Annotated in this window: 11 protein-coding genes; 1 reads left to right on the top strand and 10 read right to left on the bottom strand. The window is 58.5% G+C overall.

Features of this window, described 5'->3' with window-relative positions:
- Positions 1–7: 7 nt before the first annotated feature.
- The 9 genes from U6037_RS13645 to U6037_RS13605 form a co-directional block, all read right to left on the bottom strand.
- Entirely contained in the window at positions 8–1,378 is a 1,371-nt protein-coding gene (locus U6037_RS13645; RefSeq protein WP_322847131.1) for a TolC family outer membrane protein, read from the bottom strand.
- Between the two features lie 2 nt (positions 1,379–1,380).
- Entirely contained in the window at positions 1,381–2,730 is a 1,350-nt protein-coding gene (locus tag U6037_RS13640) for an HlyD family type I secretion periplasmic adaptor subunit (RefSeq protein WP_322847130.1), read from the bottom strand.
- Positions 2,727–4,502: a type I secretion system permease/ATPase gene (locus U6037_RS13635; protein WP_322847129.1), complete on the bottom strand. Its 1,776-nt coding sequence runs from the start codon at positions 4,500–4,502 to the stop codon at positions 2,727–2,729. Before U6037_RS13635 ends, U6037_RS13640 begins: the two co-directional genes overlap by 4 nt.
- A gap of 209 nt (positions 4,503–4,711) precedes the next feature.
- On the bottom strand, positions 4,712–5,134 hold the full coding sequence (locus U6037_RS13630; protein ID WP_322847128.1) for an AprI/Inh family metalloprotease inhibitor: 423 nt from the start codon (positions 5,132–5,134) through the stop codon (positions 4,712–4,714).
- A gap of 92 nt (positions 5,135–5,226) precedes the next feature.
- Positions 5,227–6,672, bottom strand: a complete 1,446-nt coding sequence (locus U6037_RS13625) for a serralysin family metalloprotease (RefSeq protein WP_322847127.1) — start codon at positions 6,670–6,672, stop codon at positions 5,227–5,229.
- A 406-nt stretch (positions 6,673–7,078) separates the two neighbouring features.
- Positions 7,079–8,164: a polyamine ABC transporter substrate-binding protein gene (locus tag U6037_RS13620; protein ID WP_007914896.1), complete on the bottom strand. Its 1,086-nt coding sequence runs from the start codon at positions 8,162–8,164 to the stop codon at positions 7,079–7,081.
- Between the two features lie 58 nt (positions 8,165–8,222).
- A complete protein-coding gene (locus tag U6037_RS13615; RefSeq protein WP_038367864.1) occupies positions 8,223–8,567 on the bottom strand; it encodes a cupin domain-containing protein in 345 nt (114 codons plus the stop codon).
- Between the two features lie 40 nt (positions 8,568–8,607).
- The gene (locus tag U6037_RS13610) at positions 8,608–10,014 is read right to left on the bottom strand and encodes an FAD-dependent oxidoreductase (RefSeq protein WP_322847126.1); all 1,407 of its coding nucleotides are present in this window, start codon (positions 10,012–10,014) and stop codon (positions 8,608–8,610) included.
- 52 nt (positions 10,015–10,066) lie between these two features.
- Complete coding sequence (locus U6037_RS13605; RefSeq protein ID WP_322847125.1) at positions 10,067–10,882, bottom strand: helix-turn-helix domain-containing protein; 816 nt, start codon at positions 10,880–10,882, stop codon at positions 10,067–10,069.
- A gap of 263 nt (positions 10,883–11,145) precedes the next feature.
- Here U6037_RS13605 and U6037_RS13600 point away from each other — a divergent pair, with 263 nt between their 5' ends.
- Positions 11,146–11,418: a DUF1652 domain-containing protein gene (locus U6037_RS13600; RefSeq protein WP_038367758.1), complete on the top strand. Its 273-nt coding sequence runs from the start codon at positions 11,146–11,148 to the stop codon at positions 11,416–11,418.
- Positions 11,419–11,468: 50 nt separating this feature from the next.
- Here the strand turns inward: U6037_RS13600 and U6037_RS13595 are convergent, their stop codons facing one another.
- Positions 11,469–13,943, bottom strand: a complete 2,475-nt coding sequence (locus U6037_RS13595) for a UvrD-helicase domain-containing protein (protein WP_322847124.1) — start codon at positions 13,941–13,943, stop codon at positions 11,469–11,471.
- Positions 13,944–14,159: the final 216 nt, after the last annotated feature.

Genomic DNA, 14,159 nt, shown 5'->3' with positions numbered 1-14,159 from the left:
GAGAGGGTTAGGGTGAGGGCTGTTGAGCGACCACAAAAGCCTCATCCACCCGCGCCAGATCCTGCTCGTTCAACGTCCCGGCGTAGTAATGCAACTTGGTCCAGGCCATCAAATAGTCGTACCGCGCCTGCGCCAGATCGCGGCGGGTGGTGAACAGTTGCTGCTCGGCGTTCAACGCGTCGAGGTTGGTCCGCTCACCACCGAGAATGCTCTGCTTGGTCGACACCACCAGCGCTTCCGCCGAAGTCAGCGCTTTCTGATAAGCGCGTAATTTGCTCACGCCGGACAGGCAAGCACTGAACTGCCGGCGCAGTTCGATCAGCGTCTCGCGCGTCTTGCCATCAAGCTCGTATTCGGCCTGCTCCATGGTGCGGCTGGCCTGACGCGTCGACGCCGAAACACCACCACCGGCATACAACGGCACACTGACCTCAAAACCGATGGTGTTGGTTTCGTAACGCTGGTTGTAGGTGTTGCCGCTTTCCGACTCGTTCTGGCGCATCGAGGCATACGCGCTGACTTTCGGCAGGTGCCCGGCGCGATTGCGCTCAACTTCATACCGCGCGACTTCCACGGCCTGACGCTGCGAGGCCAGGTTCGGGTTATTGCTCACCGCCATCTCGTGCCAGGTATCGTAATTGGCCGGCATCAGGGCGAAGGTCTGGAAGTTTTGATCCAGCGGTGCCAGATCGCCGATATCCACCGCCGGCGTGCCCACCAGCGCACCCAGCTCGCGCAGCGCAGCATCCTGTTCGTTGCGCGCCTCGATCTCCTCGGCGGTCGCCAGTTCATAGCGCGACTCGGCCTCAAGAATATCGGTGCGGGTGCCCTCGCCCTGCTTGAACATGTGCTCGTTCTGCTGGAACTGCTGCTCGTAGGCCTTCTTCTTCGCCTGAGCGATGTCGATCTGATCCTGTGCGAACAGCGCTTTGGTGTAGTTATCCAGCACGCGAACCAGCAGTTCCTGACTCTTGCCGCGAAAATTTTCATCGGCAAACAACGACTGCGCGACACCTTTGCGATACGCGGCATAAGCCTCGTAGTCGAGCAGCGGTTGTTGCAGGGTCAGCGCCGAGCCGTAACTGCTGTAGTTGCGATCATCGGTACGGTTACGCGCGCGCTCATCGAGCGACGTGGCTTTCGACGAGTTGCGGCCCTTGTTGTAGGTGTAGCCGATGCGTGGCAGCAGGCCGGCGCGGCCAATGGCGCGGTTTTCCAGGCCCGCATCACGCTCCTTGATCGCCCCCAGGAACACCGGGTCATTGCGCAACGCCTGTTCGTAGATCTCGAACGGCCCCATGGCCGCCACTGCTGAGTGACTCGCGAGCAGCATCATTGCCGCCCCGAGCATGGAAAGCTTATTCATACAGCCGAACATCCTTATTCCTCGGTCAACGCGGAGCCGGCCCGGTCGAGCAGCGGTTTGAACAGATAGTTGAGGAGTGAACGTTCGCCGGTACGCACGAACATTTCTGCCGGCATGCCGGGTTTGATCACCAGACCGTTGAGTTTTTCCATGGCCTGATCGCTGACGCTGCTGCGCAGGACGTAGTACGGCACGCCGGTTTTCTCGTCGACCATCTGGTCGGCGGAAATCAGGCTGACTTCACCCGGTACACGCGGGGTTTTGCTCTGGTTGAACGCGGTAAACAGGATGTCCACTGGCAAATGCGCGCCGACCTTATCGATCAGGTTGATCGGCAAGTGCCCTTCCACCTCCAGCCGGGTGCCTTGCGGGACGATTTCCAGCAGGGTTTCACCCTGACGCACCACAGCGCCTTCGGTGTGCACGCCGAGGTTGACTGCCACACCGTCAGCGGTGGCAATGATTTCGCTGTGTTGCAGGTCGAAACCGGCGGAAGTCAGTTGCTCCGACAGGGTCACGCTTTTCAGCTGCGCGTCGGCCAGTTGCGTGCGGACTTCCTTCTGGTACTCCTCGCCGTGCTGTTGCAGTTTCAGGCGCGATTCAAGAATGCCCTGCTCGACCCGGCCGCTTTCGCCGGTGTTTTCCGCCAGTTGCTGTTGCACTTGCGACAGCTGCCGCTGGTACTCCATCAAACGGTTGCGCGGAATGTAGCCGTTGTCGGCCAGCGGTTGCAGGTTGCTCAGCTGTTGTTGCAGCGAATCGGCCTGGGCATTGAGGTCGGTACGGGCGCGGCGCATGCCGGCCAGTTGCGCGGTGGCGCCTTCGATGCTCGCGCGCAGCCCGGCCTGCTCACGGTAGTACGCCTCGCGGCGGCTGCTGAACAGTTGCCGCTGGCCTTCGAGTACCAATGCCAGACGCGGGTCCGGATCGTTGCTCAGCTCGGCCGGAAAGGTCACTTGCTTGAGATTGTCACGCTCAGCCTGCCAGCGGGCGAGGCTGGCCCAGGCCATGCGGTACTGCGCTTGCAGCGACTGCACATCGGCGGCGACTTGCGTCTGATCGAGACGGAACAGCGGCTGGCCCTGCTTCACGATTTCGCCTTCACGCACCAGAATCCGGCTGACTACACCGCTGCTCATCGACTGCACGGCTTTGCGTTTGCCCGAGACGACGACGGTGCCCTGCACCGGAATGCCTTGATCGAGCGGCGCCAGAGCGGCCCAAGTGAAGAAACTGCCGGCACCGACGATCGCCAGAATCCAGCCCATGCGCGCAAAGAATTTCGCATCACGTTCCGGGCGTTCGGTGATGTAAGCGTGTTCCATGCTCGCTTCGTTTTCAGTGTTCATGCTGGCGCTGCTCATACACCCGAATTCCTTGTCGAGGGCTGATACTGTCGGCTCATGCTGAGCCCGCCCGGTGCCTGTGCAGCTTTTTCCCGTTGTTGTTCCTGCTGGCCGGAAAGTGCCTTGAGCACGTCCTGACTTGGGCCAAACGCCTGCAAGCGACCGTCGTTGAGCACCAGCAATTTATCAGCCTGGGCCAGCACCGAAGAGCGATGCGTGACCAGTACCACCGTGGTGCCCTGGGCTTTCAGCGCGGCAATGGCGCTGGCCAGCGCTGCTTCGCCGACGGTGTCGAGGTTGGAATTCGGTTCGTCCAGCACCACCAGACTTGGCGTGCCGTACATGGAGCGCGCCAGGGCCACGCGCTGTTTCTGGCCACCGGACAAACCACTGCCGTCCTCGCCCAGCTGCGTGTCGTAGCCTTGCGGCAGGCGCAGGATCATTTCGTGCACGCCAGCCTGTTGCGCAGCGGCGACGACCTTCTGCGGGTCGGCCTCGCTGAAACGCGCGATGTTCTCGGCGATGCTGCCGCTGAACAGCTCGATGTCTTGCGGCAGGTAGCCGATGTACGGGCCGAGCTGGTCGCGGTTCCAGCGATGAATGTCCGCGCCATCGAGGCGCACAGTGCCGCCGAGGGTCGGCCAGACACCCACCAGCACACGGGCCAGCGTCGATTTGCCGGAACCGGATGCACCGAGCACACCGAGCACTTCGCCGGCATTCAGATTGAAATTGACCATTTGCAGGGTCGCCGCGCGTTGCCCCGGTGGGCCGGCGCTGACTTGTTCGAAGGTGATCTGGCCTTTCGGCGCTGGCAGCGCCATGGCGTCGTCACTCGGCGGGAAGGCTTGCAGCAGCGCATCGAGACGGCGGTAAGCCAGCTTCGCCCCGCTCCACTGTTTCCATACGGCAATCAACTGGTCGATCGGGCTGAGCACGCGGCCCATCAGGATCGAACCTGCGATCATCATCCCGGCGGTCATGTCACCCTTGATCACCAGCAATGCGCCCAGCCCCAACACCAGCGATTGCAGGCACAGGCGCAGGGTTTTGCTCAGGGAACTGATGACCGCACCGGTATCGCTGGCCTGGTTTTGCAGACCGAGGAAACGCGAGTGCACCTGAAACCAGCGCTTGCGCAGGGAACCGAGCATGCCCATCGCTTGAATGGTTTCGGCGTTGTGCAAATGGCTGGTGGCCAACTGGCTGGACTTCTGCGAATAACCGGCGGCTTCGCCCAGCGGCTTTTTGGTCATGTATTCGTTCAGGCAAGCCAGGGCGATCAGCAGCAGAGCGCCCGCAGTAGCGAGCACGCCGAGCCAGACGTTGAACAGATAGATCACAAACAGATAGACCGGGAACCACGGCGCATCGAAAAACGCGAACAGCGCCGGGCCGGTGACGAATTGGCGAATGTGCGTCAGATCGCCCAGCGACTGCCCGGCGTTGCCCTCGCCCTTGAACAGATTGCGTTCGAATGCCGCCTGGTAGACACGCAGGTTGAAGCGGCGCTCCAACTGGCTGCCGATGCGGATCACGATAAAGCTGCGCACCACTTCGAGCAGGCCGATAAAGGCGAAGAAACCGACGACCATCAGCGACAGCATCGCCAGGGTCGTTTCGTTCTGCGACGACAGCACTCGGTCATAGACCTGGAGCATATAGATGGAGGGCACCAGCATCAGCACGTTAATCAGCGCGGTAAAGCAGCCGACGCTGATCAGGATGCTTTTATAGTCACCCAAAGCCTTGAATAACGGAGCGGTGGCTGGGGCCTTCGCCATCTTCATTGATTCTTCCTGAAATGATCGGTCTCGCCACACTTGGACGAGGCTTCAATTAATGTTCCGCTTACCTGCGAAAGATGACTTGCAAGTACCCGCTTACACTTTCATAACAACTTGCGCAAATAACAGCGGTGCAGTTGTCGTTCGGCGTTTCTTATAACCAGCTTGTGGCGCTTTATATTAAAACTTTGTCGCAAACTGGATCATCATTACTATTGCGCTGCGCGCTCAAGTGTAATCACCAGGCCCGACTTCAAAGTAGTCAGGTAAAGCCCGTCACGTTGTCGGCTGAAGAACTGGATTCTTGAGCCTTCCTTGCCGGTGATGGACAGGCCGTCAGGGTCGGGAAACCAGCCGATCGGGGTTGCTTCTAGCCAGGCCCCGAGGCAGTCGGCGCCCTCTCCCAAGGTCTTGTTTACATTCAATTCCAGGGAGCAAGTGTTGGAAGGTTTGTCCTGCTGCTTTTGTGCTTCTCGATCATCATCCCGGGTAGACAACGTCGCTTGCCATTGCCCGGCAAATACGGAGGGTTCTTCGAGTCGAAGGCTGCTTGCCATACTGGTTTCTCCTGAAATCATAATGAGCGCCGCCGAGAGCCACGCTGCTACCGTGTAGGTAAAAGCTTTATAGATCATAGGAATATTCGCTCCGGCGTGTAGCCTTGCTTACCTGCCAATACGATGCAAGCAAAGAAAGCGGCGCATCACGCGCCGCTTCCACTTCTACATCACGCCACGATGTCGCTGGTCGCTGCCTGGCCAACGGTGCTGACCTGGAAATCAGCCACGCCGTGCCCGGAGAAGTCCACCGAGAGCAGGCTGTTGCCGCCAGACGACGTCAGGACTGCGTCACCGGCAGCACCGGTGAAGCTGCTGACGAAGTGCAGGCCTGCGCCGTTGGTGATGCCGGTCAGGTCGATTTTGTCGAGACCGCTGACGAAATCGAGGATCTGATCGATCGCACCCGGCTTGGAATCGGAACTGGCTGCGAACACAAAAGTGTCCGAACCCGCGCCGCCCCACAGTTTGTCAGCACCACCGCCACCCCAGAGGATGTCGTTGCCGGCACCGCCCTTGAGTTCGTTGGCGACGCTGTTGCCGATCAGCAGATCGTTGCCGGAACCGCCAATGGCGTTCTCGATAATCGCGCCCTTGGCGATGGACACATTACCTACCATGCCGCCAACGTCAGAGAACGAGGCGTCTTTGAGGTTGATCTTCTGGTTCTGGGTGAAACCCGAGAAGTCCAGAGTATCCTTGCCGCCGGCATCCCACACCGAGAACACCACTTTGTCACTCGACGACGAAGCGCTGAGGAAGTCGCGACCGGTGTTGGAGTTGAAACCGTAGGTGGTGTCACCGGTACGGGTGGTGGTGTTGGCACCGTAGAGTTTCTGGATGGCAGCGATATCGTCCATCAGCGGGCCGGACGAATACGCTTCGACACCGCCCTTGCTGAAATTCTGATTGGTATTGCTTTCGCTCCAGTAGCTCATGACGCTGTAGCCGCGGGTGTCTTGCCCGTAGGACGCGTCGTTGTAGGTCGGGTTGCCATTGCCGGCGTTGTAATCGCCAGGGTGAGCAAGGCCCAGGCTATGGCCGATCTCGTGAGTCAGGGTCTGACGACCGTAGTTGTTCAGATCCGGATTCTTGTTCTGCGTGTAGCCACTGTTGATCAGGTACCACGAAGTGCCGTCATAACCGGCGCCAGTGCCTGGCAGATAGGCGAACGCTGCAGCGCCATCCTGGCCGCCACTGTAGTTACCGAAGGTCATGTGGCCGTCACCGCCCGAGGCTTTCTCGGTGAAGGTCACGTTGGCCACGTCAGCCCAGGATTGCATGGCGAGCTTGGCCTGCGCTTGTTGTTGTGCACTGAACTGACTGAACCCGCTGATCCCGTGCTTGTTCATCGTGCTGGACGATGCCGAAGTCAGGAACGTGTAGGTGAGTTCGATCTTGCCGCTGCCATCCTTGTCCTGGTAGGCAGCGCCGTCGCGCAGCAACTGGGTTGCGGCCTGGTCGACGGAGAAGGAGGGTTTGCCATTGACCGTGAGGTTGCCGCCACGATCGTATTGATGGCTGAAGCTATTGATCTGGTTGTACGCCGAGCTGAAGGCAGACAGCTGAAAAGCCTGTTCGGCGGTATCAATAGCATTCGCTTTAACTTTCGACATAAACACACTTCCTTGTTTAGCAATGGAACAGTTTTTGTCCGACAGGACGATCTCTGGCGAGGTCGTCCTATCACTCGCCCAATGAAGGCGTAAGAAACCTGACACAATTTGAAATCTGTCGTAAAGGATTTTTTTGAGATCAAATCGGGCTGTTTCGCAAAACTGCCGTAAACAAAGCGTGCGGGGATGAAAGAATGTTTTAGTTGCGCGGCTTTTGCCTAATTGTCTGACGATTTTCTATTTAAATATTAAATATCGGTAAGTTGTTTTTTGTTAGGCGCGTCTCACTTTGCTGCACTTTATTAGTGCGCTGCCAGTGTATTGATATCACTCTCTAAAACACTGAAAACCTAATGTGGGAGCGAGCCTGCTCGCCCCCACAAGGGATTTGTGTATGCCTGAGTGATCAGCTACCAGTCCGGATCTTGTTCCACACCCGCGTGCGAATCCGGTCGATATTCAACGGCATCGCTTCCAGCGCAAACAGCTTGCCCATCATCTCCGGGCTCGGATACACCTTGGTGTCGTTCTTGATCGCCGGGTCGATCAGGCTGTCCGCCTGCTCATTGCCATTGGCGTAATGCACATAGTTACTGATGCCGGCCATCACGTCCGGGCGCAGCAGGTAGTTCATGAAGGCATAACCGGCCTTCTCGTCCGGGGCATCGGCCGGCATGGCGACCATGTCGAACCAGATGGCTGCGCCTTCCTTTGGAATCGCGTAGCCGATGTCGACACCGTTTTTGGCTTCCTTGGCGCGGTTCTCGGCTTGCAGGATGTCACCAGAGAAACCGACCGCCACGCAAATGTCACCATTGGCCAGGTCGCTGGTGTATTTCGAGGAGTGGAAGTAGCTGACGTACGGCCGCACTTTCATCAGTAGCGCTTCAGCTTTTTTATAGTCCTCGGGATTTTTGCTGTGGTGCGGCAGGCCCAGATAGTTGAGCGCCGCCGGCAGCAATTCCGGGCCGTTGTCGAGGATGGCCACGCCGCACTTCTGCAGTTTTTCCATGTACTCGGGTTTGAAGATCAAGTCCCAGGAATCCACCGGCGCGTTGTCGCCCAGCACGGCTTTGACCTTGGCGATGTTGTAGCCGATACCCGTGCTGCCCCACAGATACGGAAAGCCGTGTTCATTGTTCGGGTCGTTGGTCTGCAGCGCTTTGAGCAGCACCGGATTAAGGTTTTTCCAGTTCGGCAGCTGACTCTTGTCGAGCTTTTTCAGCGCCCCGCCCTGAATCTGCCGGGCCATGAAGTGGTTGGACGGGAACACCACGTCGTAACCGGATTTACCGGTCATCAACTTGCCGTCGAGGGTTTCGTTGCTGTCGTAGACGTCATAGGTGACGCCGACGCCGGTCTCTTTTTCGAAATTCTTGGTGGTGTCCGGCGCGATGTAGTCGGACCAGTTGTAAACCTTGACCGTTTCCGCTGCCTGAGCAAGGGAAACAGCGAGCATCAGCGGTGCCAGAGCGAGGGTCTTGCGGATCATGGATCGATTCCTGTGTGGGTTTTCTTTTTTGTTGGCAGGCAATCAAAGGATCAAACAATCAGAAAATCAGCACGTAGCTCTTGCGCACGGTTTCCTGGATATCCCAGATACCGAGCGTGTTGGCTGGCAACATCAGTGCGTCGCCGCCTTGTATGTGCAGGGTTTCGCCGCCACCGTCCGGGGTGAACGTGCAACGCCCGGAAATGAAATGGCAGAACTCCTGCGCGGTGATCTGCCGGCGCCAGCGCCCGGGCGTGCATTCCCAGACGCCGGTTTCGACGCCGTCGTCGCGCTCGACGCTGGTGGTCGAAGCAATGGCGACCGGTTCGCCGAGGGGCACGGCGACCGGGCTGGATTCGTCGAGTGGCAGGGTTGCGGTGTTTTTGAACTGGGTAATGCTCATGGTCTGACCTGTGTTGGGCTTTCTTCAAGTAAATCGGCGTTTAGTGCATGAAACCTTCCATGAAACCCGCAACCTGACTGGCGAGTTTGCGCCGCCATGGCGCGGTCGCCGGGTTGGCCAGGGTCTGGTCTTCGTGGACGAAGCTTTTGATGATCGCGTTGTAGCCGAGCCAGCGGCACGGTTCAGGCTCCCACGCGCGCAATGCATGAATGCCGCCGTCCGGCAGTACCCACGGCTGATGAACCAGCTCGGTGTCACGCTCAAGAATCAGATCGGCCAGCGTACGCCCGCCGAGATTGCTGGCGCCGACGCCCTCCCCGCCGTAACCGCCGGACAGCGCGATGCCGTTGGCGCGATCGCAGAGCATGTGCGGTTTGAAGTGCCGCGACATGCCGAGATTGCCGCCCCAGGCGTGGGTGATCTGCACGTTTTTCAGTTGCGGGAAAAGTTCGCCGAACAGGTAACGGCGCAGCTCGACTTCATCACGGGTCAGATCGAAGTCATGGCGCAGTTTGCCGGCGAACTGGTACCCGCCACGGGCGCCGAAGATCAAACGATTGTCGGCGCTGCGCTGACCGTAGGTGACTTGGCGGCTGAATTCGCTGAAGGCCTGACCGCGATTGAGGCCGATTTCATCCCACGTCGCGGCAGACAACGGTTCAGTGGCGACAATCAAGCTTTGCACCGGCAACTGATAGCGGCCGAGCGGTGGCAAGGTTACCGAATAGCCTTCGACGGCCGGCACGATCCAGCGACTGCGCACGCTGGCCTTGGCCGTGCGCAAACTGCCTGACTGCCAATGCGTGACCGGGCTGTTTTCGTAGATCTTCACACCCATGTTCTGCACGGTGCGCGCCAGACCGCGCACCAGTTTCGCCGGGTGGATGGTCGCCACGTGCGGCGCGTAAATCCCGCCATAAGGCTTGGCGACGCGGATCTGCTGGGCCAGCTGTTCGGGACTGAGCCAGCGGTAATCGTCGTCGGTCAGGCCTTGGGCGTGCAATTTGTTCAGGTATTCACGCAGAGAGGCTTCCTGCTCCGGATAGCGCGCCGCGCAATACAGCACGCCGCCCTTGCGGTAATCGCAGTTGAAACCTTCGCGTTCGAGGACGATCTCGACTTCATCAGGAATGCTGTGTAGCAGATCGAATGAAGCGCGGCGCTGCTGCGGCGACAGCCCGGCCAGCAGACGTTCCTCGCCAAGCAGATTGCCCATCAGCCAGCCGCCATTACGCCCAGAGGCGCCAAAACCAGCGGTTTGCGCCTCGACGATGGCAATGTCGAGTCCCGGCGCGAGTTTCTTCAGGTAATACGCGGTCCACAGCCCGGTGTAACCGGCGCCGATGATCGCCACGTCGACGTCCAGATCCCGCTCAAGCTCGGGCCGCGCAGTCAGCGGCTCGTCGAGTTGATCCATCCACAAACTGATAGTGCGCCACGCCGGCATGCAAGACTCCGCCACTGAAATGCTTCGATGGCGTCGATCCTAGTGCGCGGGCTCAGGAGAAGTCTTGCGCGCGTGTCCGCAAAGAAATTTGTTTAACGTAAGCCTTCGGTGACTGGCCGGTGTGCTGACGAAAACAGCTGTAGAACGCCGACAACGAGTTGAATCCGGCAGCGAAGGCCAGCTCATCGATGCGCACCGGCGGCGCGGCGTTATCCAGCGCGCGCAGCAAATGTTGCAGGCGCGCCTGATTGACGTAGCGATAGAAGCTTTGCCCGAGCACCTGATTAAGCAGGTAGGAAATCTGATTGCGGCTGTAACCGCACTCCTTCGCCACTCGCTGCAAGTCGAGTTCGGGATCGAGGTACGGCTGCTGCTTTTCGAAGTACTGTTGCAGATCTTCAGCCATGAAGCTCAATTGACGCGGCGACAGGCCCAGACGACTGACCGCCGGGCGCTGACCTGGCGAATTCGTGCCGTCGGTTTGTGTTCGCACCAGTGATGCGTACTCGTTGACGCGCCAGATCAACCCGTCCTTGACCGTGATCGCTTCGCTTGAGCGGAACGACACCAGACCGTCGCCGCCGCGCAACGTCACTTCGTATTGAATGAACGCCGTACTGCCGTCGACGCGAATGCGATCGCAATGCTCAAGCAGTTCGTCGGATTCACGCGGCATGCTGACACGCACGTACTCACGTAACTCGTCGAGACCGAGCACGCGGTTCTGAAAGAAATCGTTGTACTGAATGTCCCGGTGGTAAAGCGCCATGACGCTGTCGAGGTCACGGTGCTTCCAGCTCAGGTGATAACGCATGACCGTGGCCGCCGTGGCTTGGGTCTGTTCCGGGCCGTCGTCGTCGGCGTGCATAGGGAGCTCGGCGAAAAAGAATCGAGCTTGCCCAAGTTCACCACAGGCTTCAATGACTAATCCGTAGTGGCCTTTTGGCGACGATTGCGTAGGCCGTGACTTACATCAAAAAATGCGAAGCAATCGCAAAAAGAACTGAAAAATCTCACAGGAATTTCACACCGGGATGCTACTTTTAATGTCAGTCACCGGTTGAGCCAATGAAGGCTCTTCCCACCTAACATGAGCAAACGGAAGCGCTCGATGAAGAAGGCGGGCAACACATGAATAAAGGGTCAAGCAAAGTCACGTTTCCCAACGCATGCCAGTTGATGCGTTGGCATTTTCATCCGATGGGTTTCGAGGCAACGATGGACGCGCCGGGCAGCATGATCGCCCGATTGTTCGATCGTGCCAGTGGCGAAACCATGATTGCCATCGCTGGTATCCCGTGCGCGACGGTGATGAATGCAGCGGATGTCGAACGAATCATCGAGGCTGTGGAGGACGAGCTGGAAGCATTCGTGCCTCCGGAGTCTCTCAGGAGTTACGCATAACCTTATGATTTAAAACGAAAAAGCCCACAATGATGTGGGCTTTTTTGTGCTTATGCGGTTTGTTTGGCAATACGATGATCAACGAAGAACGGCTTGCCCTTGGCCACCCGGTCCGATGCCCGGGGCATGTTCACCGCTTGCGCGTCCTGCGGTTCGACGTACCAGTAGCAATGGCTGACCGCACGGGTGATGCCGACATAGGCCAGGCGCAGGATTTCGTCCTTTTGCGCCGTGTCATACGGCTCGCTGTCACCGGACTTGCCCAGTCCTGCCATGCGATAGACCTGATTCTTATACGGCGAACTGGTCAAATGCTGGCAGTCACCGAGCAGGAATACCGCGTCGGCCTGCAAGCCTTTGGCGCTGTGGTAGGTCAGTTGCTTCAGGCGTCGCGCTTCGTACGGCAAGCTCGAATCCACATTAACTACAGACTGAATATGCTCTTCAATCAATGACTTATCGCTACTTTTTCGATAAAGCATCAAGATTGAATGACCCTGACGATAATGTTCGGCGAGGCGCTGCCCCAATGCCTGATCATCGCGCTCCAGCACGTTGACCGGTTGCAATGGTTTGACTGCGCCGCTGGCTTTGGCCTTTTTGCCGGGGATCGCCGGGGCGGCGCGAACGATGTGCTCGGCCGCGTCGATAATGTGCTGATGGCTGCGGTAGTTGTCGCTGAGCATTACCCGTGTAGTGGCGGGTGACGGGAATTCCTTGTCGAACGCCATGAAATAGCTCGGCGAACTGCCACGCCAGCCATAAATCGACTGCCAGTCATCACCGACACACAACAGCGACGAGCGTTGTGCACCGCGCCCGACATGCATGGCCGGGCCTCGGCTGCGAATCTCCGTAAGGCTGGCACGAATCCACGAGACGATCTGCGGGGAAACGTCCTGAAATTCGTCAATCATCAGGTGCGCCAGCGGCCTGAGCAGCTCATCGCTCAACAGCTTGAGATTTTCCGGTGAGTGCTCGCTGAACAGCGCGAACATTCGGTTGTAGGTCATGACCGGCGGTTTCTGATCCAGCAGATGATCTTCAAAGGCGCGCCAGAACAGGCTAAGCGCCTCAAAGAAAAACCGGTCCGGGTCATCTTTGGCAAAGCTCATGCGGCCGACCGCGTCAGGAACATCCAGGCCAAGGTTCTCGATGAAACCTGCTGCCGCAACAAAACAGTCGAGCAATGGCGCTGATGCCAACTCGCCTTTGACCTTGTAATCGAAGCCCGGCCCGGCACTGGCATCGCCGGCCAGTGTCGCCAGAACGCGTCGTGACGAATCGTAACTATCCAGCCAAATCAAAGGCTTACGACAGAAAGCTTGAAACAGGGTGCGCTTCACCGCCCACTCTGCGCGCACGCTGAGTTTGGCGTTTGGCCGGCTGACCTGCGGATTTTCCCGTGGATCAAAACCAAGTACCACCCAGGCATCCAGGCTCGGAATGTAGCCATGGCAATGAAATTTCGCGCCGTTGATATCGAAACTCTGCCGGTTCGGCTCTATACCCTTGATCGGCCAGGCACCGGCGCGCAACCACAGGTCTTCAATGGCATCGCACAGTTCTTCATCGCGCTGGGCGGCCAACTGCGTCACCGCTACACGCTTTTGCACGTCCGGGTGATCACGTTCCAGCTCCTTGAGCTGTAGACCGGCGCGAGACAATGGCTGAATCAGCTGACGGAAACGCTCATCCTCGTTGAACAAGCGGTGATAGCAGGCGTTGAGTTGCTGGCGTTGCGCATCATTGATACGCAGGTCGAACGGATTGCTGTCAACCTCCTCGTCAGCACCTTGTGGCCGATTGCTGAGGTTCTCAAACGCCTGCAAGCGCTCGAAACCCGGCAGGCTGCGCACTATCGGCAGAATGCGCGAGTGGAAGGTACGCACCAGTTCGCGCGCCTGGCGCAGGTTCAGCGCCAAGCCCCAGAGTGCGAACAGCTCGATCAGTTTGTTGATGAAGTCCTTGCGCGACTCGCGGGTGAAGGTCACCACGGTCATCGAATCCAGCTCGAAACCCAGATAGTGGTTGAGCAACAGGATGCGCAGAACCAGCGTGGTGGACTTACCCGCGCCGGCGCCGGCAACCACTGAGGTGGACGGTGTTTCGCTGAAAATCATCTTCCATTGTGCGGTGCTCGGCTGCGCGTGCTCGGGCAACAAGCGGGCGACATCGGCTTTCATGCGTTTTTTCAGCTCGGCCGTCAGCGGCAGGCGCCAATCGTCGAACAGATGATTGTCGACGCCGGGCGGGCGATGCTCGGTGTTGCGGCTGTCACGAATCAGCAGCACCTGCCGGCCCTCTTCCAGCCCCTCAAGCTTGCCTTCCTTAAAGCCATATTCGACACCAGCGGTATGGCCACTGCGGAAGCCATCGGCCTGACCGTGCAACCACGATGCACGGTGCTGCGCGCGCAAGCGGGTCAATCCATGGCCGAAGAAGCGTGCTGCCAGGCGCTTGAACCAAGGCATCTCGGCCAAGGGGCGAAGTTCGGGAGGAAGATCGGGAGTGTGTTGCGCCACGCTGAGGGGCTCCAGTGTGTGAGGCTGTTGCGGCTATGGTGGCGGTATTTGCCGCTCAGTTCTAGCGAAATGCTTACAGGTCATTGGTTTAAGCGATGAACTGAAGGTGAGATGAGACGCTTTCGAGCCCTTTTCTTATCTGGAATTTCGATCATAACGCCGCACTTTTTACGCTTTTTATCGATTATTAACTGATAGATGATGGCCGTCATAAAC

Origin of the sequence: Pseudomonas sp. B33.4 (genome assembly GCF_034555375.1) — a bacterium.
In the GTDB taxonomy this organism is placed as follows: domain Bacteria; phylum Pseudomonadota; class Gammaproteobacteria; order Pseudomonadales; family Pseudomonadaceae; genus Aquipseudomonas.
The sequence above is the reverse complement of the archived record's forward strand: the minus strand, read 5'-3'. Positions and strand labels throughout refer to the sequence as shown.